At 74.2% G+C, this 24005-nt stretch carries 25 protein-coding genes and 1 tRNA gene; 11 read left to right on the top strand and 15 right to left on the bottom strand.

Translation table 11 applies throughout. The features are described from left to right. Positions 1-5: 5 nt before the first annotated feature. Complete coding sequence (locus PSD17_RS17580) at positions 6-1589, top strand: dolichyl-phosphate-mannose--protein mannosyltransferase (RefSeq protein WP_445261018.1); 1584 nt, start codon at positions 6-8, stop codon at positions 1587-1589. A gap of 15 nt (positions 1590-1604) precedes the next feature. Here PSD17_RS17580 and PSD17_RS17575 read toward each other — a convergent pair whose 3' ends face one another. The 7 genes from PSD17_RS17575 to PSD17_RS17545 form a co-directional block, all read right to left on the bottom strand. Beyond that, a complete protein-coding gene (locus tag PSD17_RS17575; protein WP_339123574.1) occupies positions 1605-2570 on the bottom strand; it encodes an Lrp/AsnC family transcriptional regulator in 966 nt (321 codons plus the stop codon). Between the two features lie 107 nt (positions 2571-2677). Then, positions 2678-3259: a hypothetical protein gene (locus tag PSD17_RS17570; protein WP_339123572.1), complete on the bottom strand. Its 582-nt coding sequence runs from the start codon at positions 3257-3259 to the stop codon at positions 2678-2680. Between the two features lie 760 nt (positions 3260-4019). Continuing rightward, positions 4020-4092: transfer RNA gene (locus PSD17_RS17565), tRNA-Ala, on the bottom strand. Positions 4093-4134: 42 nt separating this feature from the next. Beyond that, positions 4135-5343: a divisome protein SepX/GlpR gene (gene sepX / locus PSD17_RS17560; protein ID WP_339123570.1), complete on the bottom strand. Its 1209-nt coding sequence runs from the start codon at positions 5341-5343 to the stop codon at positions 4135-4137. A gap of 217 nt (positions 5344-5560) precedes the next feature. Beyond that, complete coding sequence (locus tag PSD17_RS17555; protein ID WP_339123568.1) at positions 5561-6229, bottom strand: GNAT family N-acetyltransferase; 669 nt, start codon at positions 6227-6229, stop codon at positions 5561-5563. Between the two features lie 9 nt (positions 6230-6238). Continuing rightward, complete coding sequence (gene glp, locus PSD17_RS17550) at positions 6239-7465, bottom strand: molybdotransferase-like divisome protein Glp (RefSeq protein WP_103383338.1); 1227 nt, start codon at positions 7463-7465, stop codon at positions 6239-6241. A 6-nt stretch (positions 7466-7471) separates the two neighbouring features. Beyond that, positions 7472-8368: a UTP--glucose-1-phosphate uridylyltransferase gene (locus PSD17_RS17545; RefSeq protein ID WP_013672996.1), complete on the bottom strand. Its 897-nt coding sequence runs from the start codon at positions 8366-8368 to the stop codon at positions 7472-7474. Positions 8369-8404: 36 nt separating this feature from the next. Here PSD17_RS17545 and PSD17_RS17540 point away from each other — a divergent pair, with 36 nt between their 5' ends. From PSD17_RS17540 to mscL, 4 genes are all read left to right on the top strand, one after another. Further along, the gene (locus PSD17_RS17540) at positions 8405-9007 is read left to right on the top strand and encodes a 5-formyltetrahydrofolate cyclo-ligase (RefSeq protein ID WP_013672995.1); all 603 of its coding nucleotides are present in this window, start codon (positions 8405-8407) and stop codon (positions 9005-9007) included. Positions 9008-9086: 79 nt separating this feature from the next. After that, positions 9087-9458 (top strand): FmdB family zinc ribbon protein, encoded by a 372-nt coding sequence (locus tag PSD17_RS17535; RefSeq protein ID WP_339123564.1) that lies wholly within the window; start codon positions 9087-9089, stop codon positions 9456-9458. Between the two features lie 110 nt (positions 9459-9568). Next, positions 9569-10243: a Flp pilus assembly protein CpaB gene (gene cpaB / locus PSD17_RS17530; protein ID WP_013672993.1), complete on the top strand. Its 675-nt coding sequence runs from the start codon at positions 9569-9571 to the stop codon at positions 10241-10243. A gap of 17 nt (positions 10244-10260) precedes the next feature. Then, complete coding sequence (gene mscL, locus PSD17_RS17525) at positions 10261-10689, top strand: large-conductance mechanosensitive channel protein MscL (RefSeq protein WP_013672992.1); 429 nt, start codon at positions 10261-10263, stop codon at positions 10687-10689. Between the two features lie 6 nt (positions 10690-10695). Here the strand turns inward: mscL and PSD17_RS17520 are convergent, their stop codons facing one another. Beyond that, on the bottom strand, positions 10696-11562 hold the full coding sequence (locus PSD17_RS17520) for an SDR family NAD(P)-dependent oxidoreductase (RefSeq protein WP_339123562.1): 867 nt from the start codon (positions 11560-11562) through the stop codon (positions 10696-10698). A 70-nt stretch (positions 11563-11632) separates the two neighbouring features. On the opposite strand from PSD17_RS17520, the gene PSD17_RS17515 reads away from it, so the two are divergent. Further along, positions 11633-12538: a LysR family transcriptional regulator gene (locus PSD17_RS17515; RefSeq protein ID WP_339123560.1), complete on the top strand. Its 906-nt coding sequence runs from the start codon at positions 11633-11635 to the stop codon at positions 12536-12538. A 156-nt stretch (positions 12539-12694) separates the two neighbouring features. On the opposite strand, the gene PSD17_RS17510 is transcribed toward PSD17_RS17515, so the two are convergent. Both PSD17_RS17510 and PSD17_RS17505 read right to left on the bottom strand, forming a co-directional pair. Then, positions 12695-12844, bottom strand: coding sequence for a hypothetical protein (locus PSD17_RS17510; protein ID WP_339123558.1), 150 nt, complete (start codon positions 12842-12844; stop codon positions 12695-12697). A gap of 193 nt (positions 12845-13037) precedes the next feature. Continuing rightward, positions 13038-13202, bottom strand: coding sequence for a hypothetical protein (locus tag PSD17_RS17505; RefSeq protein ID WP_013672989.1), 165 nt, complete (start codon positions 13200-13202; stop codon positions 13038-13040). Positions 13203-13320: 118 nt separating this feature from the next. On the opposite strand from PSD17_RS17505, the gene PSD17_RS17500 reads away from it, so the two are divergent. After that, on the top strand, positions 13321-13959 hold the full coding sequence (locus tag PSD17_RS17500) for an Rv0909 family putative TA system antitoxin (RefSeq protein ID WP_339123556.1): 639 nt from the start codon (positions 13321-13323) through the stop codon (positions 13957-13959). A 706-nt stretch (positions 13960-14665) separates the two neighbouring features. Further along, positions 14666-15676: an NADP-dependent oxidoreductase gene (locus PSD17_RS17495; RefSeq protein ID WP_339123554.1), complete on the top strand. Its 1011-nt coding sequence runs from the start codon at positions 14666-14668 to the stop codon at positions 15674-15676. A gap of 187 nt (positions 15677-15863) precedes the next feature. Here the strand turns inward: PSD17_RS17495 and PSD17_RS17490 are convergent, their stop codons facing one another. The 5 genes from PSD17_RS17490 to PSD17_RS17470 all read right to left on the bottom strand — a co-directional run bounded on the left by PSD17_RS17490 (position 15864) and on the right by PSD17_RS17470 (position 21538). Beyond that, positions 15864-16358, bottom strand: coding sequence for a MogA/MoaB family molybdenum cofactor biosynthesis protein (locus tag PSD17_RS17490; protein WP_373866048.1), 495 nt, complete (start codon positions 16356-16358; stop codon positions 15864-15866). Between the two features lie 83 nt (positions 16359-16441). Further along, positions 16442-17605 carry a S1C family serine protease gene (locus PSD17_RS17485; RefSeq protein ID WP_339123549.1) on the bottom strand — a complete coding sequence of 388 codons (1164 nt, stop codon included), beginning with the start codon at positions 17603-17605 and terminating at the stop codon, positions 16442-16444. Positions 17606-18431: 826 nt separating this feature from the next. Beyond that, a complete protein-coding gene (locus tag PSD17_RS17480) occupies positions 18432-19838 on the bottom strand; it encodes a HAMP domain-containing sensor histidine kinase (protein ID WP_103384383.1) in 1407 nt (468 codons plus the stop codon). Positions 19839-19891: 53 nt separating this feature from the next. After that, positions 19892-20593 (bottom strand): response regulator transcription factor, encoded by a 702-nt coding sequence (locus PSD17_RS17475; protein ID WP_013672983.1) that lies wholly within the window; start codon positions 20591-20593, stop codon positions 19892-19894. A 51-nt stretch (positions 20594-20644) separates the two neighbouring features. Next, complete coding sequence (locus tag PSD17_RS17470; RefSeq protein WP_339123547.1) at positions 20645-21538, bottom strand: NAD(P)-dependent oxidoreductase; 894 nt, start codon at positions 21536-21538, stop codon at positions 20645-20647. A 66-nt stretch (positions 21539-21604) separates the two neighbouring features. On the opposite strand from PSD17_RS17470, the gene PSD17_RS17465 reads away from it, so the two are divergent. The 3 genes from PSD17_RS17465 to PSD17_RS17455 all read left to right on the top strand — a co-directional run. Next, positions 21605-22759: a metallophosphoesterase gene (locus PSD17_RS17465; protein WP_339123545.1), complete on the top strand. Its 1155-nt coding sequence runs from the start codon at positions 21605-21607 to the stop codon at positions 22757-22759. A 13-nt stretch (positions 22760-22772) separates the two neighbouring features. Next, entirely contained in the window at positions 22773-23429 is a 657-nt protein-coding gene (locus PSD17_RS17460; protein ID WP_103384380.1) for a class I SAM-dependent DNA methyltransferase, read from the top strand. A gap of 173 nt (positions 23430-23602) precedes the next feature. Beyond that, a partial coding sequence (locus PSD17_RS17455) for a hypothetical protein (RefSeq protein WP_339123543.1) occupies positions 23603-24005 on the top strand: 403 nt, incomplete at its 3' end.

Raw genomic sequence — 24005 nt, 5'->3', positions numbered from 1 at the left:
CCCGCGTGGGGGGTCGCGGGGAAGGAGCCGTCCTGACGGCGAGTCCGGAGGTCGTCGGGACACCGCCGCCGTTGCGTACCCCGCCCTCGCCCGATCCCCGGCGCCGGCTCGGCGTCGACGGTCTCGACGACAGGCTGCGCGGCTGGGTCGTCACGATCGTGCTCGGCGTGCTGGGCGGCGTGCTCCGCTTCGCCGGCCTGCGCTACCCCACCGACCAGGGCACGCCCGTCTTCGACGAGAAGCACTACGTCCCGCAGGCGTGGCAGATGCTGCAGAACGGCGGCGTCGAGGACAACCCCGGCTACGAGCTCACGGTTCACCCCCCGCTGGCCAAACAGCTCATCGCGATCGGTGAGTGGATCTTCGGCTACGACAGCCTCGGCTGGCGCGTGGCGGCCGCGGCGGCGGGCACCCTGTGCATCGTCCTGATCATCCGCGCGGGCCGCAGGTTGACGCGGTCGACGCTGCTCGGCGGGGTCGCCGGCCTGCTGCTGATCTGCGACGGGCTCAGCCACGTGCAGTCGCGCATCGGGATGCTCGACGTCTTCTCCGCGCTGTTCGTCCTCGCCGCCTTCACCACGATGCTGCGCGACCGCGACGACGTCCGGGCCCGGACGGCCGTCGTGATGGCCGAGGGCCGCGTCGACGACACGGTGTACGGCCCGCGACTGGGCTTCCGCTGGTGGCGCTTCGGCACCGGGGTGCTGCTCGGGATGGGCTGTGCGGTCAAGTGGTCGGGCATCTACTGGGTCGTCGGGTTCGCGGTGCTGACCGTGCTCTGGGACGTCACGGCGCGACGTGCCGCCGGGGTGCAGCGGCCCTGGGTGGGCACGGTGCGTCGCGACCTGCTGCCCGCGATCTGGGCGCTCGCGCTCGTCCCGTTCCTGACCTACCTCGCGTGCTGGTGGGCGTGGTTCGGCAGCGAGACCGCGATCGACCGGCACGCCGTCGGCATCGACGTCGGCACCGGTGGCCCGTTCTCCTTCGTGCCCGACGCGCTGCGCTCGCTCTGGTACTACAGCGGCAAGGTGCTCGCCTTCCACGAGAGCCTCGACACCCCGCCGGGCAACCCGCACCCGTGGGAGTCCAAGCCGTGGACGTGGCCGATGGGCCTGCGCCCGATGCTCTACTACTACGCGGGCGGGTCCGACGTCACCGGCTGCGGCGAGAGCGAGTGCGTGTCCGCGGTGATGCTGATCGGCACCCCCGCCCTGTGGTGGCCGGCCCCCGTGATCGGGGCGTGGGCGCTGTGGCGGGCGGTCACCCGGTTCGACTGGCGCTACGTCGCCGTCCTCGTCGGCTACGGCGCGGGCTTCCTGCCGTGGTTCCTCAACCTCAACCGGCAGATGTACTTCTTCTACATGGCGCCGGTGGTGCCGTTCCTCGTACTGGGGACGGTGCTGGTCATGGGCGAGGTCCTCGGCCGGGCGCGGGCACAGCGGGAACGACGGCAGACCGGGCTGCTGGTCGTCGCACTGTGGGTGGGGCTGATCGTCGCCAACTTCGCGTGGCTCTGGCCGATCCTCGACGGCGTCGCGATCACGCAGAGCCAGTGGCAGGCCGAGCTATGGCTCCCGTCCTGGCGCTGATCCCGCCCACGCGACTCAGTGCTCCGCGGGGAGGGTGAACAGCCCGTCGCGTTTCAGGGTGCCGACGACCAGCCACGACTCCGCCGACGTCACCCGCTCCAGCCAGGCCGCGGAGGTGAGCAGGTCGTGCAGGGCGTCGACCGTCGGGAGCGCGACCTCGGCGACCAGCTGCCTGTCGCCCGACACGGCGCCCGCATAGCGCACCGACGGCTCCCGGCACAGCGCCGTCGCGACGGCCTCGACGTCGCGCGGGGCGCAGCGCACCGACACGATCGCCCGGACCGCGAACCCCAGCAGCGCCGGGTCGACCACGACGCGCAGCCGCAGCCCGCCCTCCCGGCGCAGCCGCTCCACCCGCCTGCGCACCGCCGAGGCCGACAGGCCCGTCACACCGGCGAGCTCGTCGACGTCGCGGCGGCCGTCGTGGGACAGGGCCGCGAGCAGCAGCGCATCGAGCCGGTTGACGTCCTTCGTCTCGCCGAACGGCGCGTACTCCGGGGGTGGATCGACGTCGACGAGTGCCTCGTGCTCGGCCTCGGTGAGCAGCCCCGGCCGCCACTGCGCCGAGGTGCGGACCGTGCGCAACACCGTCCACACGGTCGATCCCGCGAGGCCGGGCAGCAACGGCAGCTCGTCGAGCACGACGGTGGGCAGCCTCCCGGGCTCGCAGTCGATCTCGGCGAGGCAGCCGAACGGGCCGGCCAGCACGTGGGCGAACCGGGTGTCGCGACGGTTGGCCAGTGCCAGCGCACCGATCCGCTCCTTGCCCGGCTCGCAGCGCAGCGCGACGAGCGCGCCGGGGGGCGGCGGCGGCGCGCCGGTCACGCGGACGACGCCGTCGGCCAGCAGCTCCGACCCGTGCCGCGCGACGACGCCCTCGGGCTCACCCAGCGCGGCGGCGATGCGCTCCCAGGAGGCACGGCCGTCGACCTGCAACGCCCCCACGATGCGACGGTCCAGCGGGGCCAGGGTGCCCGTCACCTACACCCCGCCGTCCATGTCGTGCCCGTTCGCCGAGATCATCCTGCCGGATGACGCAGCGTCGGTGCTGCCGCCCGGCGTCCCCCGTGGGGGGTAGCCCGACGGGGTCAGCAGCCGTCGAGTCGCAACGGTCTGTGTACCGGATCCACTGCGAGAGTAAGGGAGTCGTAACGGGAGCGGTAGCCGCAACCGGGCCCCGCGACGACCTCGACCTGCTGGTCGGCCGCCGGATCGCCATGGAACCGCACCTGCGCGGGCGGCGAGCCCTCGGCCAGGCCCTGCCACACCAACGAGTCCTGCTCCAGCGGACCGGATCCGCGCCGCAGATGCACGGAGTAGACGGTGTCGACGAACGCGTGGCCCTCGACCACGACCAGCCGGTAGTTCCCGGCCGCGACCGTGGTCACGTCGCGCTGCGGGCCGGAGAACCGCAGCCCGACGATCGCCGCCGCGCACCACCCCACGAGTACCAGCGTGCCCAGCACCGCGGTGACGATCCGGTTGGCCCGCCGCCGCGGCACGACGGCCGCCGCCGCGGTGACCAGGGCGATCGTCAGTCCGACGAGAACCGCTGTCGCCGGACCGCCCCAACGCAGGTGGAACGGGTTGACCGCCGCGAAGGCCGCGAGGGCCGCCGTCACCAACGCGCAGATCGCGCAGACCATCGACCGCCGACGGACCGGACCCACCTCCCGGGATGCGCACGGCCGCCCCCGCGACGCCGCGGGCCGACCGTACCGGGTCCGAAGTGCTGCGCGGCAACGGGTCCAGCGCCGACGCGCCGATTCCGATCAGGCCCCGGACGAGGAGCCGGGACCCGGTGAGTGGCGGATCATGGAGAAGGCCGGGTCCAGGATCAGCCGACCACGGCGAGGGTCCCGCGGAGGCGAACCGAGCGGGACCTGCGGCCTCCGCCCGACAGACGCCCGGGACAAGAACAGGACCGGTGCCCCGCGACATTCGACCCGAGCGGGTGTACGCGGACCCCGCGGAGAACACAAGATCGACGCTGAGACGACCACTGTGGAGGGTTGAGCAAAGGCCCGTCGCTCGACGACAACGCCGCGAACCCCCGGCACGAGCGGCGGCAAGCCCGGCCCAAGGCGAACACAGATCCGCACAAGGCCGACCACGGTGAGCCGAAGCCCTGCTCATCGAGCTGCGGGCTCCCCCGGACAGACCCGAGCGAGCGAAACCGGCCCACCGAACAACACAAGTCCGAAACCGACCCGACCACAGCGGGGGTCCGAGGGGCCTGCGAGCTCCGCCCGGACAGACCCGAGCAACAGAAACCGGACCCACCGAAGAACACAAGATCCGAAACCGAGCCGACCACAGCGGGGGTCCGGGGGGCGAAGCCCCGCCGGGCGGGGCCTGGGGGCTGCGCCGCCAGAAAACACGCGGAACGAAGAATGGAAGCGGGGAAACCCGCGAACACGGCAGGGAGAGTGGAGCTGAGGGGAATCGAACCCCTGACCTTCTCGATGCGAACGAGACGCGCTACCAACTGCGCTACAGCCCCGAACCGCCGTCTCCGGCGGACGTGACAAACCCTAGCAGGGCCTCACTGGCCCACCGCACGCCGGTATCCCGGTCCGGCGCGGCGGTCGAGCTCGCCCAGCTCGAGCTCCTCCTCGTCGAGCTCGACGACGCTCGTTCCCGCAGGCAGCGGCGGTGGCGGGGTCGGCTTGAGCCGCGGCAGGGCGGTCTCGGGCTCGGCTTCGTCGTCGGCGTCCGGCGCGACGGTGCGCCGCTTGGCCGGGAGCACGCCGACGGGCTCCCCGACGCCCTTCACCCGGCTCGGGTCGCCGTCGTCGTCCAGTCCCTCGATCCGGTCGTCGCCCCCCTCGTCGTCGAGGCGGTCGTCGGGGTCGCCGTCCCCGCGGTCGGCGTCCGGTCCGGTGGGAGCGCCGTGGTCGGCGTCGACCCATCCGCCGTCGGCGTCGAGGTCGGTCCCGGCGCCGTCGAGGTCGTCGGCGTCCTCGTCCTCGTTCCGGCGCCCGACGGCACGGCCGCGGGCGGCCCACTCGTCGAGGGCGGGGTCGTCGGCCGCGGCCGGACGGCGGGTGCCGGCGGCGCGGGCTGCGCGACGCGCGCGGATCGCCTCCTCGAGGCGGACCTGACGACGCAGGTAGATCAGGTATCCGACGAGGCTCGCCCCGATGAGCGCGGTGAGCCACCACAGCCCCGAGGCGACGAACAGCGCCAGCAGCACCGAGATCAGCAGGCCGCCCAGCAGGCCGAGGACGATGCGCTGCCGGGCCGCGTACTTGGCCCGGGCGACGAGTGCGGCCGCCTCGGGATCGAACCCGCCTCGGCCGGGGCGGTACCGGGCCGGGGGGCGCTCCCAGCCGTCCTCGACGGCCTCGCCGTAGGAGTCCGCCTCGCCGTAGGAGTCCGCCTGGTCGTAGGAGTCCGCCTCGTCGCGAGCGCCGGCGTCGTACGTGTCGGACTCGTCGTCGACGTCGTCCTCGTGGGCACGCGGGGCGTCCTCCGACGCCCGCGCCTGCGGCACCTCGGCCTCGGCGGTCGCGGTCCGCACGTCGTCGGCGTCCCGGGGCTCGTCGACCCCGGTCGCGACGGTCCTCTCGTCGGTCCGATCCATCAGTGCCACCTCCTGGCTACGACGCTCGTGACCCGGTCGCGCGATGACCCGCCCCGACAGGGCCGCAGCCGACGGCCGCGCCACCTCCTGCCTGCGTCGCGCGACGGCGGGGACGAGGATCAGCAGCCATATCGCCACCAGGCTCACGAAGATCATCGAGCTCGGCACGGCCGCTCCTCTCCCCCGATCGGCGCAGTGGGACACGCCCCGCTCCCCCGAGCAAGATCGCGCCCGAGCGTCACGGTAACGAGCGCGATCGTGGGAACCCGGAAGCGACGCGCCGTGGCCACCCAGATCTACGCATGATTCGGCCGGGACGGCAGTGACTCGTGTGGTTTCAGAGGGTCGGGCACGGCGCCCGGCCCGACGACGGCCCGTGAGCGGCTCAGTCCTGCGCGGGCGTGGCCAGCCCACGCTCGACGAGCATCGCCGCCATCCCCGCGTCCGGGACGTCCTCGACGGTGAGCGCGAAGCACAGATGGTCGCGCCACGCCCCGTCGACGTCGAGGTAGCGGCGGAACAGCCCCTCGTGCCGGAACCCGAGCTTGGCCAGCACCCGCAGGCTCGCCGCGTTCTCCGGCCGTACCGTCGCCTCGACGCGGTGCAGCCCCACGGAACCGAAGCAGTGGTCGAGTGCGAGCGCGACCGCGGCGGTCGTGACGCCCTTGCTCCCGACCGTCGAGTCGCACCAGTAGCCGACGTATGCCGACAGCAACGGCTCCCGCACGACGTTGCCGAGCATGACCTGCCCGACCAGCCGCCCGTCGACGGTGATCACGAACGGTAGGGCCGCACCCCGGCGGGCCGCCGAGCGCAGCAGCATCCAGCGCGCGGGCCATTCCGCGGCCGAGTGCCGCTGCGCCCACGTCCCGGGCGCGGTCGGCTCCCACGGGGCGAGATGCTCCTCGTCACGCAGCCGGATGGCCGACCACGTGCCGGCGTCGCGCAGCCGTACCGGCCTCAGCTCGACGGCACCCGCCGCCACCCGGAGGCCGCCGAGCCGCGCCGGCCAACCCGGGTGCCGGCCGTGGCGCTCGGGTCCTGCATGCGCCATCGTCGCCCGTCAGCGCCGCGCCGAGAGGAACGCGACCGAGACCCGCTCGTCGACCGTCAGGTCGGACACGTCCTCGGGGACGACGACGAGGCCGTTCGCGTCGGCGAGCGACGAGAGCAGGTGGGTGCCCGACGTCGCCAGGGGCTGGACGAGATAGTCGCCGGTGTCCTGCTCACGCAGGAGCCGCCCGCGCACGTAGCCACGGCGGCCCTTGCGGGAGCTGATCGGTGAGGTCAGCCGGGCCGACAGCACCCGCCTGTGCGGGTCCTGCAGACCCAGCCCGACCCGGATCAGCGGGCGCACGAACACCTCGAACAGCAGCAGCGCCGTCGACGGGTGCGCCGGGAACAGGAACGTCGGCACCGCGTCGCGGCCGACCACGCCGAACCCCTGCGACGAGCCCGGATGCATCGCGACGCGGGTGGCGTCGATCTCGCCGATGCCGTCGAACGCCGACTTCAGCTCCGCACCCGGCCTGCCCGCAACCGCACCGCAGACGACCAGTACCTCGCTGAACGGCAGCATGTCCTCGAGCGCCGAGCGGACCTCGCGGACATCGGCCCTGACCAGCCGCAGCCGGGACACGGCGGCGCCGGCCTCGCGAGCGGCGGCGGCGATCGCGTGCGTGCAGACGTCGGGCACCTGCCCCGGCCCGGCGCCGCGCGAGACGTCGACGAGCTCGTCGCCGACCGCCAGCACCGAGACCCGCGGCCGGGGGTGGACGAGCACCTTGTCGCGGCCGGCCGCGGCCAGCATCGCCACCTGGGCGGTCCCGATCACCTGGTCGCGCCCCACGGCCACGTCGCCCGGCTGGACGTCCTCGCCGATGCGCCGCACGAACACCGCCGACGGGACGCCCCGGTGCACCGAGATGCGCGCGGTGCCGGCATCGGTGTGATCGGCGGGCAGCACGGCGTCGGCGAGCGTCGGCAACGGCGCGCCGGACACGACGCGCACCGCTTGGCCCGGCTGCAGCCGCAGCGGCTGTCGCGAGCCCGCCGGGATCTCCCCCACGACCGGCAGCGACACCGGTTCGGCCTCCGACGCACCGGACAGGTCCACGCTGCGGACCGCGTAGCCGTCGATGGCCGCCTGGTCGAAACCCGGCAGCGGGCGCGACGCGACGACGGCCTCGGCCGATCGCAACCCGTGCGCGTCACTGATCGCAACGCGCACCGGTGCCGGGCGGACCGCCGCGGCGAGTACCCGCTCGAGCTGCTCGTCGACCGGCCGCACCGTCGCCTAACCCTCCAGCCGCGCAGCGAGCCAGCTGCGCAGGTCGTCGCCGTAGTCGGGATGCTGCAGCGCGAAGTCCACGAACGCCCTGACGTAGCCGCCCGGGTTGCCGAGGTCGTGACGGCCACCGCGGTGGACGACGACGTGCACCGGGTGCCCCTCCTCGATCAGCAGGGCGACGGCGTCGGTGAGCTGCAGCTCGCCGCCCGCGCCCGGCGTGATCCGACCGAGCGCGTCGAAGATCGCCCGGTCGAGCAGGTACCGGCCGGCCGCTGCGTAGGTCGAGGGCGCCTCGTCGGCGGGGGGCTTCTCGACCATCCCGTGCACGCGCTTGACGTCGGCGTCGGCGGTGTCGGCGACGTCGAAGACGCCGTAGGCCGAGATCTCGGGCCCGGGGATGTCGAAGGCGCACAGCACGGTCCCGCCGTGCTGGTCCCGGACCTGCGCCATCCGGGTGAGCACGCCGGTGGGGAGCACGAGGTCGTCGGGGAGCAGGACCGCGACGGCCTCCTCGTCGTCGTCCAGCACGTCGGCCACGCAGCCGACGGCGTGCCCGAGGCCCTTGGGCTCGTGCTGGGTGACGGTGGCGACCTCGAGCAGGTCGGGCGCCCGCCGGACCTTGGCCAGCAGCGCGTCCTTGCCGCGTTCCTTGAGCATCTCCTCCAGCGCGGGTTGCGGCGCGAAGTGCGCGGCGACGGCGTCCTTGCCCGGCGAGGTGACGATGAGCAGGCGCTCGGCCCCGGCCTGGGCGGCCTCCTCCGCGACCAGCTCGATCCCCGGCGTGTCGACGACCGGCAGCAGCTCCTTGGGCACGGTCTTCGTCGTCGGCAGGAACCGGGTCCCCAGACCGGCGGCGGGCACCACGGCGGAGCGGAAGGACCGGCGCGCGCTGGACTCGCTCATGGTCGGCGAGCCTATCGGCGCCGGTAGGTTGGCCGCGTGACGGCCTGCGGCGAGTCCCGGGCGCAGGATGCGGCGAAGGCCGAGCTGCGCCGCTCCCTCGTGACCGCGCGCCGCGCCGTGTCCCCGCAGCGGCGGGCCGAACGCGACCGGAGGCTGGCGGCAGGCGCCGTGGCGGCGGCCGCAGGCCGTGCCGTGGTGTGCGCGTACCTCCCGGTGGGCAGCGAGCCGGGTTCGGCGTCGATGCTCGACGCGTTGCGCGACGCGGGGCACGTGGTCCTCCTTCCTGTCGTCCCGCCGGAACCCGGGAGCCTGGACTGGGCCCGTTACGAGGGCCGGTGCTCGGTGACCGACGGGCCCCTCGGCCTGCAGGAACCCACCGGACCCCGGCTCGGTGTGTCAGGTATCACAAGGGCGGCGGTGATCTTCGTCCCGGCGCTCGCCGTCGACCGTCGCGGTCACCGGCTCGGCCGGGGTGGCGGCTACTACGACCGGACGCTGCCGCTGGCCGCTCCGGACGCGCTGGTCACGGCCGTCGTCGACGACCACGAGCTGCTCGACGTGGTGCCCGCCGAACCGCACGACGTCCGCGTCGGCGCCGTGCTGCGCCCGGCGACCGGCGTGACCCTGCTCCCGGCGTGACCACGCTGCGAGCCGCGGGCCGCGTCGCCGGGTTAGAATTGGCAGTCCCTGTGTGGGAGTGCCAGCTCCGGAGGATCCCTTGCCGACCTACCAGTACGCCTGCACCGCCTGTGACCACCGGTTCGAGGCCGTGCAGTCCTTCTCCGACGACTCGTTGACGGTCTGCCCCGAGTGCGGTGGCCCGCTGCGCAAGGTCTTCTCCTCGGTCGGGATCGTGTTCAAGGGCAGCGGCTTCTACCGCACGGACAGCCGCGGCAGCAGCAACGGCGTCGCAGCGTCGTCGTCGGAGTCCAAGTCCGACTCGTCGTCCTCCACGTCCTCCTCCGACTCGGGCTCGACCCCGCAGACCGTGTCCGGCAAGCCGCCGAAGCACGGGGAGCTGGTCAAGACGTCCGGGTCCAACAGTGCCTCGTCGTCGTCCTCGTCGTCGGGCTCGAGCCCCGCAGCCTGACGAGCTGTCCACAAGCGGCGTAGTTGTCCACAGGCCGGCCGCGCCCGGCTCGACGGCACGTGCTCGCGACCTAACGTCGGGACCGTTCTGGTTCCCGACGGGAGGTCGCCATGCCCGCCCCCTCCGCCTCGCCGCCTCGGCCGTGGCGGGCGCTCGTCGCACGGCTGCCCGCCACCCGGTGGCGTCGAGCCGTGCTGGCCCGCAGGGTGATCGCGGGTGCGCTCGTGGTCACGGCCGTGGTGCTGGCGCTGCGGCCTGCGGCCGATCCCGGCGTTCCCGTGGTCGTCGCGGTGCACGATCTCCCGGCCGGAACGACGCTGGCCGCGGCCGACGTCGCCGTCCGGTCCTGGCCGCAAGGGCTCGTCCCGGGCGGCGTGGCGGCCGCGCCGTCCGATGTCACGGGCCGCGTCCTCGCGGGGCCCGCACGGGCCGGTGAGCCGTTGACCGACCTGCGGCTCGTCGGTCCCGCGCTGGCCGTGGTGGCCACCGGCCGGGCGGACGCCGTCTCCGTCCCGGTCCGGCTCGCCGATCCGGGGGTCGCCGGGCTGCTGACGCCCGGGAGCCTGGTCGATGTCGTGACGCCCGGTGCCACCGCCGACGAGGCCGTCGTCCTCGCCTCCGCGGCGGCCGTCACGGCCGTGCTGCCCGCCGAGAACGGACCGGTGGCGGGCGCCGCCAAAGGGCGACTCGTCCTGGTGGCGCTGCCCCCGGCCCAGGCGACGCGGCTCGCCGCCGCGTCGCTGACCCAGCAGGTCGCCATTACCCTCCGTCCGTCAACCGGATGATCTGAAGGGGGCAGCTCGTGCTGAAAGGTTTCAAGGACTTCATCCTGCGCGGCAACGTGGTCGACCTGGCCGTCGCAGTCGTCATCGGCGCCGCGTTCGGTGTCATCGTCTCGTCGTTCACCGACAAGATCATTCAACCCCTGCTCAACGCCATCACGCCGCCGACGGCGACGGGCCTCGGTATCACGGTGATCGCCGGCAAGCCGAGCACCTACATCGACTTCGCAGCCGTGATCACCGCGGCGATCAACTTCCTGATCGTCGCCGCCGTCGTCTACTTCGCCATCGTGCTGCCGCTCAAGAGCCTCAAGGAGCGCCGCAAGCGTGGCGAGGAGGCGGGCCCGGCCGAGCCGACCGACGTCCAGCTGCTCGCCGAGATCCGCGACCTGCTCGCCGCCCAGAACGGCACGCCGACGGGCAAGCACGCCCCCACCGACCGGAGCTGAGCGGGCCTACGCGACGGCGCGATGGGGCACCGGGATTCCGGTCGTCCACGGAACCACCCGTCCGAACTGCACGAGCTCGCCGTGGAAGGCGGGATCGGCGGTGTCACCGAGCACCAGCTCGACCGGCCACCTCGCCGCCTCGGCGGGGGTCTGGGCCTGGCTCATGTCGGCGAACCACGGTCGGGACGCCGCGGTGTCGATCAGCCCCGGGCAGAGCGCGGCGACCAGCCGGTTCGAGGCGAGATCAGCCGTCCGGCGCCCTCGCGCGACCGCACGCACCGCGGCAACCTGGGCGACCTTCGACGGGATGTTGAGCCAGCGCCCGAAGCCCTCGGTCTCGGCCCGGCCGGCGTGCACGGCCAGCCGCCATTGCTCGACGAGCTCCTCGACCGCGTCGAGCCCGGCGTCGGCGGCGGCCGCGAACCGGGGCCGGACCCGCTCGTCGAGCTTGTCCAGGGTGCCCAGCGCGCTCGCCACGACGATCAGCCGCCCACCGGGCCGCAGGCGCGGACCGAACTCGCGCAGGACCGTGGCCGTCGCGACGTCGTTGGTGTTCACGACGTCGTCGACCACGTCGGCCGGATCGTCCTCGGGGCGCATCCGCGCCGTGGCGTTGGACACGACGATGTCGATCCCGCCGAGCTCGGCAGCCAGGCCGGCGACCACCGAGACGTCCCGCACGTCGAGCACCCTGCCCTCGACCGTGGCGTCACCCCGGGCGACGGAGGCAGCCGCGGCGCGGACGCGTTCGGGGTCCCGCCCGGTGAGCAGGATGCGGTCCCGCGGCCCCATCCGGGCGGCCAGCCCCTCGACGAGTGCGCGGCCGAGGCCCTGGTTGGCGCCCGTCACGAGCGCGATGCGTCCTGTCGTCATACCTCGACGCTAGATCCGCACCAGTGATGCGGGAAGCGAGAATGACGCACACCTGCCATACCATTCACGCATGCCCACGGACTTCTCCCCGACCGGGCTGCGGGTCCTCGTGGAGGTGGCGCAGTCGGGGTCGTTCAGCGCGGCGGCGCGGACGCTGGGCTACTCCCAGTCGGCCGTGTCCCGGCAGGTCGCGGCCCTGGAGTCCGTCGCGGGCAGCGCATTGTTCGAGCGCCGCAGCGACGGGGTCGCGCTGACGCCGCAGGGCAACCGCCTGCTCGTCCGTGCCGTCCGGATCCTCGACGAGCTCGACGCGGCCGCGCGCGAGCTCACGGGATCGCCGGCCACGCCCGAGCCGGTGCGGCTGGGGGCCTTCAGCAGCGCCGTCGCCGGCCTGCTGCCCCGGGCGTTGGCCGCATTGCCCCGCGCACTCCTGGTCACGGTGCGGGAGGGGAGCACGCCGTCGCTGACGCGTGCGCTGCGCGCCGGCACGCTCGATCTCGCCGTGCTCGCCCAGGTCCCGCCGTTCCGCCCGCCGGACGCCGAGTCGCCGGGCCTGGAGGTGACATTGCTCGGCGAGGAGGAGCTGGTCCTCGGTGTCGGCCCACGACACCCGTTCGCGGGACGGCGCGCGGTCGAGGTCGGAGAGCTGGTGGGTCAGGTCTGGGTGGCGTCGCGGTCGGACGCCGCCGAGCCGATGCTCGGAGCCTGGCCCGGCCTGGCCGAGCGGCCGGACGTCCGCTACGTCGTACGGGACTGGCACGCCAAGCTCCGGCTGGTGGCGGCGAACCTTGCGATCACCACCCTCGCCCCGGTGGCGCTGCCCGCGCTGCCACCGGACGTGCGGGTCGTCGCGGTGCGGGGCGAGCCGCAGGAGTCCCGACGGATGATCCTCGCCCGCCGTCCGGGGCCCCTCCACCCCGGCATCACGGCCGTCACGGACGCACTGCTCCACGCGGCACACGCCGACCCGCCGTAGTCCGCGACCGGACCTTGCAGCGGTTGCCCCCGTCGGACGGCCGCAATCAGGCTGCTCTCCTCGGCGCTCCCGACGACAGTGAGGTTGCGCCCCGTCGGACGAGCGCAACCTGGGTGCTCGCCTCGCCGCGCTCGACGACCCTGAGGTTGCGTCCCGTCAGACGGCCGCAACCTGGCTGCTGTCCTCGGCACGCTCGACGACGGTGAGGTTGCGCCGGCCCGGGCCTCCCGCGCGGTGGACTCGACCCAGCAGCCGCCCGACCGTCGAGCAGGGCGCGTCGCGCTCTCCTCGGCCGTCAGCGTTCACGCGGAGCAGCGGGCGAGCAGACATGTGAGCGGGGTGTGCGCATACCGCTGCGATGGACCGGCTCCCCTCGCATTCCCGCGGCCGCGTCCACGGCGTTCGTGCCGGTCAACCCGCCCGATCGCGGATGGGACTCCCCGGCAGGCGCGCTCGTGACGTCAAGCGGGATCCGCGCGAGTCGCGACCCGGATCCGGGTCAGTCGCGGTCGTGGTGCGGCGGCCGGTTGGCGCGCAGCCACTCGTCGCCCTCGTCGTCGCGACGCGGCTCGTCCTCCCCGCGTTCGTCACGGGTCGTCGCGGGCAGAACGTCGCCGAAGATCTCCTCGATCCGGCGGCGCATCTGCTCGGAGAGCTCGGCCATGCCTCCATCGTGCCACCGCGACGCCCCGCGACGCCGCTGCCCTGCGGGAACGGCCTTCCTGATGCCACCATGGACGGACCGGGCCTCGGTCGCGCCCGGCCAGGGATCGGGGGACCACATGGGACTGTTGGACAAGGCTGTCGAGATCGTCGAGGAAGTCATCGAGCGCGCCACGCCGTATGCGAAGGAAGCCGCGGGCAAGGCGGCGCCGCACGTCGAGAGCGCGAAGCGGAAGGCCGGGCCCTACATCGACCAGGCACGGGAGAAGGCGTCGCCCTATCTCGACCAGGCGAGCAGGAAGGCCGGCCCGTACCTGGACCAGGCCAAGCAGAAGGTCGACAAGGCCACCGGCGGCCGTTTCCACGACCAGCTCGACTCGGTGAGCAGCGTCGTCGGGGACGTCATCGACCGCACCGCCGCGGCGGCGCGGCGCGGCCCGGCGGGGGCTGCCGACGCAGCGGACGCGGACACCGCGCCGCCCGGAGCCGCGCCGACCCGGGGCTCTGCAACGACGCCCGACTCTGCATCGACGCCCGGCCCCGCACCAACGCCCGGAACCGCGGCGACGGCCGGCTCGACGACGCCCGGCTCGACGACGACACCCGGAACCGCGGCGAGCGAGCCTGCCGCGCCGACGGGTCCGGTGTCGACGCCGGGCACCGCCGGGAGCACGCAGACGAACACGGGCGCAGACCCGTCGTCGGCGACGAAGTCGTCGGCGGACGACCGTCCCGCCGGCTCGGACCCCACGACCTGATCGGGGGCTCGCCCGGCGGGGATGAGCGGCGGCGCTCGGGTCGCCGCGACATCGTCACCCGGGAGGTCCGATCACTCGCCGCGGGGCTCGGCGCTCGGGCGCCGCTCGGCACGGCGTCACCGAGCCCGAAGACACTCGGGTCCGTTGTGCGAGATCGCTTCCGCCTCGCAAGGAATGGCCCGGATCACGACGGTGATCCACCAGCCGCCACGGGGAGTGTCGGACGGAGCATCAAAGCCGGGCGAGCAGGGCGACGAGCCGACGTGCAGGCCTGGTTGCCGGGCGCCGCTGGTGTCGAATCGGCAGAAGCCGCGTTCGACGACGCTACGCCGCATGCGGCCGGCCTCGTCGAGCCCGGCCGTCCCGTGCAGGCGAGCGGCCGGCCTCCCGACCGCGGGGATCGAGGACTGCGGGCAGCCCCGGAGCCGACCGGCCCTGAGGCCGACGGCCGACCCCGACAGCCGCTGCCCTGGTCGCACCCGGTGACCTCCGGGGTCGCCACCCGCGCCGAAACCCTCGTGAGTGGCGATGGTCGCTAGAGCGACCATCGCCACTCACGGTTTCGAGAGCCAGCCAGTTTGCCGGGCACGGTCTCCGGGTCCTTGCAGCAGCAAAAGCGGATGACTATCCGCTTCCGCTACGTTGAGATCACGGGGACGAGCGTGATCCGTCGACGTTTCACGCGCTGCTACGGAGACGAGGGAGCATGGAAGAACCGAGCGTCATCACATCGACGACCACGGGCCGGGCGGTCCGGTTCGAGTCGTTCGGCGGACCGGAGGCCTTGAGCGTCCGCGAGGTACCCGTGCCGCAGCCCGGTCCGGGACAGATCCGCGTGCGGGTCACCGCGGCCGGCCTGAACCCGATGGACTGGTTCATGACCTCCGACGCGGAGACCGCCGCGCGATTCGGCCTGAGCCTGCCGTGCGGGTTCGGCACCGACTACGCCGGGATCGTGGACCAGGTCGGTGACGGCGTGAGCGAGTTCGCGGTCGGAGACCGGGTGTTCGGTGGCGTCCTGTCCCGCGCGGTCGCCGACTATGTCGTCGTGGACGAGGCGGGGCCCATCGCGGTGGGCGGCGAGGCGCACCGCACCCCGGCCGGCGTCGACGACCACACTGCTGCCACCCTCGCCATCGCGGGCCGCACGGCGGCCGCGGCTCTCGCCGTGGTCCACCCGGGTCCGGGTGACACGGTGCTCATCGGCGGCGCGGGAGGCGGGGTCGGCGTGTTCGCCGTCCAGCTCGCGCGCCTCGCCGGCGCGCGGGTGATCGGGACGGGGTCGGCAACCTCCGCCGATGCCCTGCGCGCCCTCGGGGCGGAGCCGGTCGCCTACGGCGACGGCCTGGTCGAGCGGGTCCGAGCGCTGGCTCCCGCCGGCGTCACCGCGGCCATGGACCTGCACGGGACGGACACGGCGCACGCGGCACGCGAGCTCGGCGTGCCCGACGAGCGCATCACCACCATCGCCACCCGGATCGACGGGATCACGGCGGCGAACGGCGCCAATGCTCCTCGCAGCGCCCTCGACGACATCGCCGGGCAGGTTGCGGCGGGCCGCCTGCGGGTGCCGATCGCCGCACGCTTCCCGGTCGAGCAGATCCGCGCCGCGGTCGAGCTCCAGGCGGGCCGCCACGTGCACGGGAAGGTCGTCATCGACCTCCAGGACGTGTCCGCCGGGTCATGGAAGCCGGGTGCGCAGGGCGGCGAGGTGTAGGGCGGCGAGGTGTAGGGCGGCGAGGTGTAGGGCGCCGAGGTGGCTGCGGGCGCGCGGGTCGACGCGGGTCGCCGAGCCACTGGGCGGGCCCCGCCGGGCCCGAACACGACCGTGTACGCCGACCCGGCTCCGCCCTGCCACGAACCGCCCGGATCACCGAGCCCATCGACGGCGATCCGTCGGACCCCTAGTCGGGATCCAGGTCCGAGAGCTGCGCGATGACGTGGGTGACCAGCGGGGTGAGGGTGGCCATGCCGTCGCGCACCGCGGCTCGCGACGACGCGAGGTTCACGACGAGTGTGCTGCCCGAGACGCCCACCAGCCCGCGCGACAACCCCGCGTCGACGGCGCCGGCGGCGAGCCCGGAGGCACGCAGGGCCTCGGCGATGCCCGGGATCGGACGGTCGAGCACACCGGCGGTGGCGTCGGCCGTGACGTCGCGCGGCGAGACGCCGGTGCCGCCGACGGTCACGACGAGGTCGACGCCGCCGATCACCGCGGTGTTGAGCGCGTTGCGGATGGCGACGGACTCGCCGGGAACGATCACCACCGCGTCGACGACGAAGTTCGCTTCCTCGAGCAGCTCGGTGACGAGCGGACCCGTCGCGTCCTCCCGCTCGCCGTGGCTCGCGCGGTCGTCGACGATCACGACGAGGGCCCGGCCGATCTGGGGTGGCGCCATCTCCATATGGTCACCGTAGCGGGACGCTCCGCGCGCCCCGGATCCGGCGGCGCGCAGGGTCCGGGAGCCGGTACGGGTGTCGGTCATCCGGTCGCCGAACCCAGCGTGACCTGCACCGTCCGGTCGCTCAGCTGCACCGGCAGCACCGCGCCGGGCGCCGCGGAACGGATCTGTGCCTGCAGGTCCAGACCCGTCACGATCTGCTTCTGACCGAACTTCACGACGACGTCGCCCGGCCTGATCCCCGCCGCGTCCGCGGGCCCACCGGGCACGACGCTCTGAATGCGGGCGCCGGTGATCGTCTGGTCGTCGGCCACCCCGACGCCGAGGACGGCGCGGGTGGCGCGGCCCGTCGTCTCCAGCTCCTGCGCGATCCGCTTCGCGGAGTTGACCGGGATGGCGAAGCCGACGCCGATCGAGCCACCCTGTGAGCCCGTCGTCGCGATCGCGGAGTTGATGCCGATGACCCGGCCCTGCATGTCGACGAGCGGGCCGCCGGAGTTGCCGGGGTTGATCGCCGCGTCGGTCTGCAGGGCGCTGAAGACGGTGGGGTCGGACCCCGACAGCGCGTCGCCGCCGACGCCGACGGCCCGGTCGAGTGCGCTGATGATGCCCGTGGTGACAGTGCCGCCGAGCCCGAGCGGCGACCCGAACGCGACGACCGGCTGGCCGACCCGCACGCCGTCGGAGTTGCCGAGCTCGATCGGCGTGAGTCCGGAGACGTTGCTCGCGCGGACGACCGCGACGTCGGAGCTGGGGTCACGGCCGACGATCGTCGCCGGCGCGCTGCGCCCGTCCTGGAAGACGGCGGTGACGGTGCCGCCGTTGGCCGCGTCGGCGACGACGTGGTTGTTGGTGAGGATGAGCCCGTCGGCGCTGAGGATCATGCCGGAGCCCTCGCCCTCCGTCCGTACCCCGGTGACCCGCAGCTGGACGGTGCTCGGGAGGACGCGGTCGGCGACCGCCTCGACCGGACCTGCGGCGGCGGGGTTCGCGTCGACGTCGGGCAGTGGCTGGTCGAGCACGCTTCCCGACGCCGCGGGCGGCTGCCCGCGGTCGGCCAACCGGTAGCCGACCCAGCCGCCGACCCCCCCGCCCAGCAGGGCGGCGACCAGGAGCGCCGCGACGAGCCCCGCGATCAGCCCGCCGCGTCGACGGCCCGGCTCGGGCGGGGTGCGCGTGCTCTGGTCGCCCGCGGTCCACGGCGGCTGCGGCCCGGCATGCCGGGGTCCGGATGACAGGTGCACGGTGTCGTCGGGCCGACCGCCCTGTTGCGCCGCAACGGGTTGCGACGAACTCGACGGCCACGCCCCCGACTGCGCGGTACCGGTCGGCCACGACCCGGGCCGTGCCGGACCTGTCGGCCACGGCCCGGGCTGCGACGCCGGTGGCTGCGCGTTCCATGGTCGCTGCGGCGCCTCGGCACGGCCGGGGGCGGCGTCGGGCGGCTGGGCCGGTGCCGCGACGGGCGACGTCGGGCCGGTCCGCTCCGAGCGGCTCACGCCCGCGTCCGCCGCCGACGACGCCCCGGACGCGTGCGGATCGACGGCCGCCGCGGCTCCGGTGACTCCCGCGGCATCGGATTCGGCGAACAGGTCGACCCCGGCACCGGGCTCACCCACGCCCGGGGGGACCGGGTCCGGCTCGACCGTCGTCGCACCATCCGGCGACGACCCCGCACCTGCCGAACCTGACGCGCTCCCTCGATCAGGGACCCCGGCCGGCGGGACGCCGGACTCCGCGACCCCGGCCGGCGGCCCCACGACCGCTGCCCCCGACGGAGGCGTCACGGGATCGGGATCGGGCCGCGGCACCCCCATGGCGTGCGCGGGCGCGTGCGTGCCGTCGGCAGGGCCGGCCGGGGCCGAAGGGGTCCCCTCGGGCGGCGTCGGGTCCCCGGGCACCTGCGGGCCGGCCGCAGGATCGTCCCGGTGCGGACCGGACGCCCCGGCCCCGTCATTCGCCATGTTGGTGCCCCCGTGTCGCGAACCTGGGGACAGCCTATGAGCCCTCGACGCCCCGCGCGCCGCGACGGGTCGCCCGCCGCCGAGCGCGAGACCGGCACTGCACGGCTCAGTCCGGCGGCCGCCTGCCGGGCAACCGCAGGGCCAGCAACGCGCCACCCTCGGGCGCCCGCCCCGCCCACACCGCTCCCCCGTGCCGTCCGGCCGCCTGCCGGACGATCGCCAGCCCCAACCCGGAGCCGGGCATGGTGCGGGCACCGTCGGCCCGGTAGAAGCGGTCGAACACGTGCGGCAGGTCCTCGTCGGCGATACCGGGTCCGCGATCGGCGACCTCCAGCACGACCGTCCAGTCGTCGATCGGCTTCATCTCGACCCGGACGTGGCCGCCGGGCGGGCTCCACTTCGCGGCGTTGTCGAGCAGGTTGAGCACGGCGCGTTCCAGGGCGGTCGCGTCGCCGACCGTCGTCCACGGCACCAGCGTGACGTCGAACTCGACGTCCCCCGCCCGCCGCCGCGCGCGCTCCAGCGCCCGTTCGACGACGTCGGTCAGCTCGACCGGCTCGGCCATCACGCGCGGAGGGTCGTCGCGGGCGAGCTCCACGAGGTCGCCGACCAGCTGGGACAGCTCGGCGACCTGGGCGCGCACGTCGTCGAGTATCTCGACGCGGTCGGACTCCGGGAGGAGCGGCGCGCCCGGCTGGTCGGCCGCCGCCAGCAGCTCGAGGTTGGTGCGCAACGAGGTCAGGGGTGTCCGCAGCTCGTGCCCGGCGTCGGCGACCAGTCGGCGCTGTTGCTCCTGCGACGCCGCCAGCGCGCCGAGCATCTCGTTGAAGCTGTGGGTGAGGCGGGCGAGCTCGTCGGACCCGCTGACGGGGATGGGGTCGAGCTCGCCGGTCGCGGCGATGCGTTCGGTCGCGTTCGTGAGCCGCTGGACCGGCCGCATGCCCGCACGCCCGACGGCGACGCCGGCCGCCGCGGCCACCCCGACGCCGAGCGCGCCGATGATCGGCAGCGCGATGCCGAGCTTGGTGAGGACCTCCTGGGTCGGGGCGAGACGTTGCCCGATGACCAGCGCGCGACCCTGCCCGGCCTGCACGGCGACGACGCGGTAGGCGCCGTCGGGCGAGTCGGCGGTCCGCACGGAGTAGGGATCCTCGCCGCGCGCGACGGCGATCTCGTCGTCCCCCAACGGCGGCGCCGACGCGGGTCCCTCGGCCGAGAGGGCCTTGGGGATGCCCGCCCCGCCCGTCTGCAGGAGCGCGATCCGGATGTCGGCGGCGCCGAGCACCTCGGGCGGGATGCCCGCGAGCGACGCGGGGTCGGCCAGCTCGCTCTGCGCCGCGGCCGACGCCCGCTGCAGGAGGTTGTCGTCGAGCGTCGCGAGGATGTTGGCGCGCACGATGAGGAACGCCGCGACCGACACCAGGACGACCGCCGCCGCGGCGACGAGCGCCGCGAGGATCCCGATGCGCGCGCGCAGCGAGATGCGTTCGAGCGCAGGCAGCCGGGTGCGCACCGACGCAGTTTTCCTGGTGGCCGGGGCGACGCGGTCGGCGACCCCGGCGCGGCTCACGGCGGCGACTCGCGCAGCACGTAGCCGACCCCGCGGACGGTGTGGATGAGCCGGGGCTCGCCGCCCGCCTCCGTCTTGCGACGCAGGTAGCCGATGTAGACCTCGAGCGCGTTGCCGGTGGTCGGGAAGTCGTAGCCCCAGACCTGCTCGAGGATCTGCGCGCGGGTCAGCACCCGGCGTGGGTGCGCGAGGAGCAGCTCCAGCAGCGAGAACTCGGTGCGGGTCAGGCTGATCGGCCGGTCGCCGCGGCGGACGTCACGGGTGTCGGGGTCCAGCGACAGGTCGGCGAACTCCAGCGGTTTGCTCGCACCCGCGGCGGCCGCCGCGATCTCGTCGGGCGTGCGCCTGCGCAGCAACGCCCGCAGCCGCGCCAGCAGCTCCTCCAGCGCGAACGGCTTCGGCAGGTAGTCGTCGGCGCCGGCGTCGAGCCCGGCCACCCGGTCGGACACCGCGTCGCGGGCGGTGAGGACGAGGATCGGCAGCTCGTCGCCCGCGGCACGCATCCGTCGGCAGACCTCGAGGCCGTCGAGCCGCGGCATCATCACGTCGAGGACCATCGCGTCGGGGCGCGAGGCCTGGAGCGCGTCGAGGGCGGCCTGGCCGTCGCCCGCGAGCTCGACGGTGTAGCCGTTGAACGCGAGCGAGCGCCGCAGTGACTCACGGACGGCCCGGTCGTCGTCCACGACGAGGATTCGCATGAGACCAGTCTGAACCGGACTTCTGAGAGGCGCCTGAGAGGCGTCTGTGCGCTACTCGTCGGAATCGCTGGTGGGGTGGCCGTCCGGGAACCCGGCCAGGTACGCGACGGCCATGTCGTCGTCGGCGTGCCCGAGGTCGCAGGCCCGCAGCAGCCGGTCGCGGGTGGCGGCGGCGACGTCGAGCCGGATACCGACGGCGGTCGCGGCGTCCACGATCAGCCCCGCGTCCTTGGCCGCGTTGGCCGCCGAGAAGCTGGGCGTCCAGTCGTCGTCGAGGATCGCCTTGGCCTTGGCCCGCAGGTAGGGCAGGTCGAGCGGGCCGCCCTCGATGGCGTCGAGGAACGTCTGCGGGTCGACACCCAGCCCTTTCGCCAGTCCCAGCGTCTCGCCGGTGGCGGCCGTGATCGCGAGCACCCAGCTGTTGGCGACGAGCTTGAACCGGCTGGCCGCCGCCTGCGCCCCGTCGTCGCCGAGCCAGACGGTCTGCCTGCCGACGGCGTCGAACACCGGCGTGATCGCCTCGCGGGCCGACGCCGGTCCGGCCGCGAACACCTGCAGCTGGCCGCTCTCCGCGGGCGCACGGGTGCCGAGGACGGGCGCGTCGAGGAACACCAGGCCGTGCTCGCGGGCGAACTCGGCGAGCGTCCCGACGGGCTCGACGCCGACCGTCGTCATCTGCGCCCAGACCTGCCCCTCGGCGAGGCCGGGGGCTGCCCGGTCCATGACCGCCCGGACGTCGTCGGCGTCGCCCAGCATCGTGACGACGACGTCGGCGCCCCGCACCGCGTCGGCCGGTTCGGCAAAGGCCTGCGCGCCCTCGTCCTCCAGCCGCTTCGTCTTCGCTGCGGTGCGGTTCCACACCCGCAGGTCGAGGCCGGCGGCGAGCATGTTGTGGCCCATGCCCGCGCCCATGATCCCGGTGCCGAGCAACGCGACGGTCGTCATGTCCGGCGAGCGTAGGCCCGACCCGTCGAGCTCGCCGCAACGTGGTGGATACGCGAGGATCATCCGGTGTTCGCCGTGCTCACGTTGCTCCTGGTCGTCGTGACGCACGTGTACCTGTACCGGCGCGCCGTGCACGACGTGTTCGACGGCAGGCGGGCCCGGCGCATCGGAGCGACGGTGATCGTGCTGCTCGGCCTCGCCGTCGCGGCCGCGTTCACCACCCAGCGTGCGCTCGACCCCGGCGCCGCGCGGCCGCTGCACACGGCCGGCTACCTGTGGCTCGCCGTCGTCCTCTACGCGACGTGTGTGCTGGTCGTCGGCGAGCTGGTCCGGCTCGGGCTGCGCGCCGCGGGCCGCGCCCCCGACCCGGAACGACGCCGCTTCCTCTCCCGGGTGCTCGCGGGGACGGCGGCCGTCGTCGCGCTCGGGACGGTGACCTACGGGGCCGTCGCCGCCCGCCGGGTCCGCACCGAACGGCGTGAACTGCTGCTCGACCGCCTCGACCCCGCCTTCGACGGGTTCACCATCGCCGCGATCAGCGACGTCCATCTCGGGCCGCTGGTCGGCCGCGCCGATCTCGCGGGGTTCGTCGCGACGATCAACGCCGCCGCGCCCGACGCCGTCGCGATCGTCGGAGACCTCGTCGACGGCGACGTCGCGACGCTCGGCCCCTACGCCGAGCCGTTGCGCGACCTGCAGGCTCCTGCCTACTTCGTCACCGGCAACCACGAGTACTACTCCGGTGCGGCGCAATGGGTGGAGCACCTGCCGACGCTCGGCGTCCGGGTGCTGCGCAACGAACGCGTCACCGTCCGCCGCGGCGGCGCCGTCCTGCACATCGCGGGCTGCGACGACCGCACGGCCGCCCGCTTCGACGTCCCGGGGCACGGGTTCGACCTCGACGCCGCGCTCGCCGGCCGCGGCCCCGACGAGCCCGTCGTGCTGCTGACCCACCAGCCCGTCATGGTCGACCAGGCCGCGCGCGCCGACGTCGACCTGCAGATCTCCGGGCACACCCACGGCGGCCAGCTCTGGCCGCTGACGACCGTCGCGTTGATCGACCAGCCCGTTCTCGCCGGGCTCACCCGCGTCGGACGCACCTGGCTCTACGTGACGCGCGGCGTCGGGTTCTGGGGCCCGCCCGTGCGCGTGGGGTCGCCGCCGGAGATCACCGTGCTGACGCTGCGGGCGCGGGGCGGCGGAACCGTCGGGCCCGGGTGATACCCCTGTCCCCGTGCCCTCCCTGACACAGCCTGCCGATCTCGACGTCGTCCGCGACTCCTACGACCGGGTGGCGGACAACTACGTGGACATGATCGCGACGACGAGCCTCGGCGACATCCGCCACCAGCCGTGGCTGCGCGCCGCGATGGACGTCTTCGCCGACGCGGTCCGAGGTCTGGGTCCGGTGCTCGACGTCGGGTGCGGACCGGGCACGATCACCGCCTACCTGGCCGAACGCGGCCTCGACGTCTCAGGGGTCGATCTGTCCCCCCGCATGATCGAGCACGCGCGCCGGTTGCACCCGGAGTGCACGTTCGGCGTCGGCTCGGCCACCGACCTCGACCTCGCCGAGGCGTCGTGGGGCGGCCTGTTGGGCTGGTGGTCGCTGTTCAACCTCCCCCGCGACGTCCTCCCCCAGGTCCTGTCGGCCTTCGCGAGAGCGCTCGTGCCCGGCGGTCAGCTGATCGTCGCGACGCACGTCGGCGACGGCGACGTCCAGCGCACCGAGGCCTACGGCGGCGTCGCGGTGCGCTGGACGACCCACCTCTGGCAGCCCGACCAGCTGCTCGCCCTGATCGAGCAGACGGGCCTGACGCCGAAAGCCGAGCTCCGGCTCCCCGCCGAGGGGGAGATCGGTCCGGGGGTCGTCCTGGTCGCCGAAGCCTGACGAGCATCCGAAGGTCCCCTCGGGGTGGTGGAGCCGGCGAGCCCGGGCACCCGGATGGCAGCCATGGACCCGCCACTCGTTGGTGTGAACGCGAGTGCTCCCACCGGCGGCAACGCCCTATCGTTCCGCCAAGCGTGCCGGGGGCGCGTTCACAAGCCGAGCGGAGTCGGGCGATGAGCGCAGCGCTTCGAGTGGCCGTCGTGACCGCGTCGGTGATCCTGGCGGCGGCCGGGCTGGAGGCGCCCACCGCGTCCGCCGCAACCCTTCCGGTGCCCCTGCCCGTGACGTCCGCGGCGCAGACGTCCGCGCCGTGCGATCTCGCGTCGTCCACGAGCTGCACCTACACCGGATCGGGCGAGCTGCCCACGGTGACCGTCCCGCCGGGCATCTCCCGGCTCACCGCGATCGTCACCGGGTCCCAGGGCGGAACACCGCGCGGGCACGACCCGGACGGCGGCGAGGGCGGTGGCGCCGGCCAGGTCATCGCCCAGCTCGATGTCCACCACGGACAGCAGCTGCAGCTCTGGATCGGCCGGCGCGACCCGCAGGCCGGCTACACGCACGGCGGCGGGGGCG

The sequence above is a fragment of the Pseudonocardia sp. D17 genome (assembly GCF_036984265.1).
GTDB lineage: Bacteria > Actinomycetota > Actinomycetes > Mycobacteriales > Pseudonocardiaceae > Pseudonocardia > Pseudonocardia benzenivorans.
This window is presented reverse-complemented; position numbering and strand designations above follow the sequence as displayed.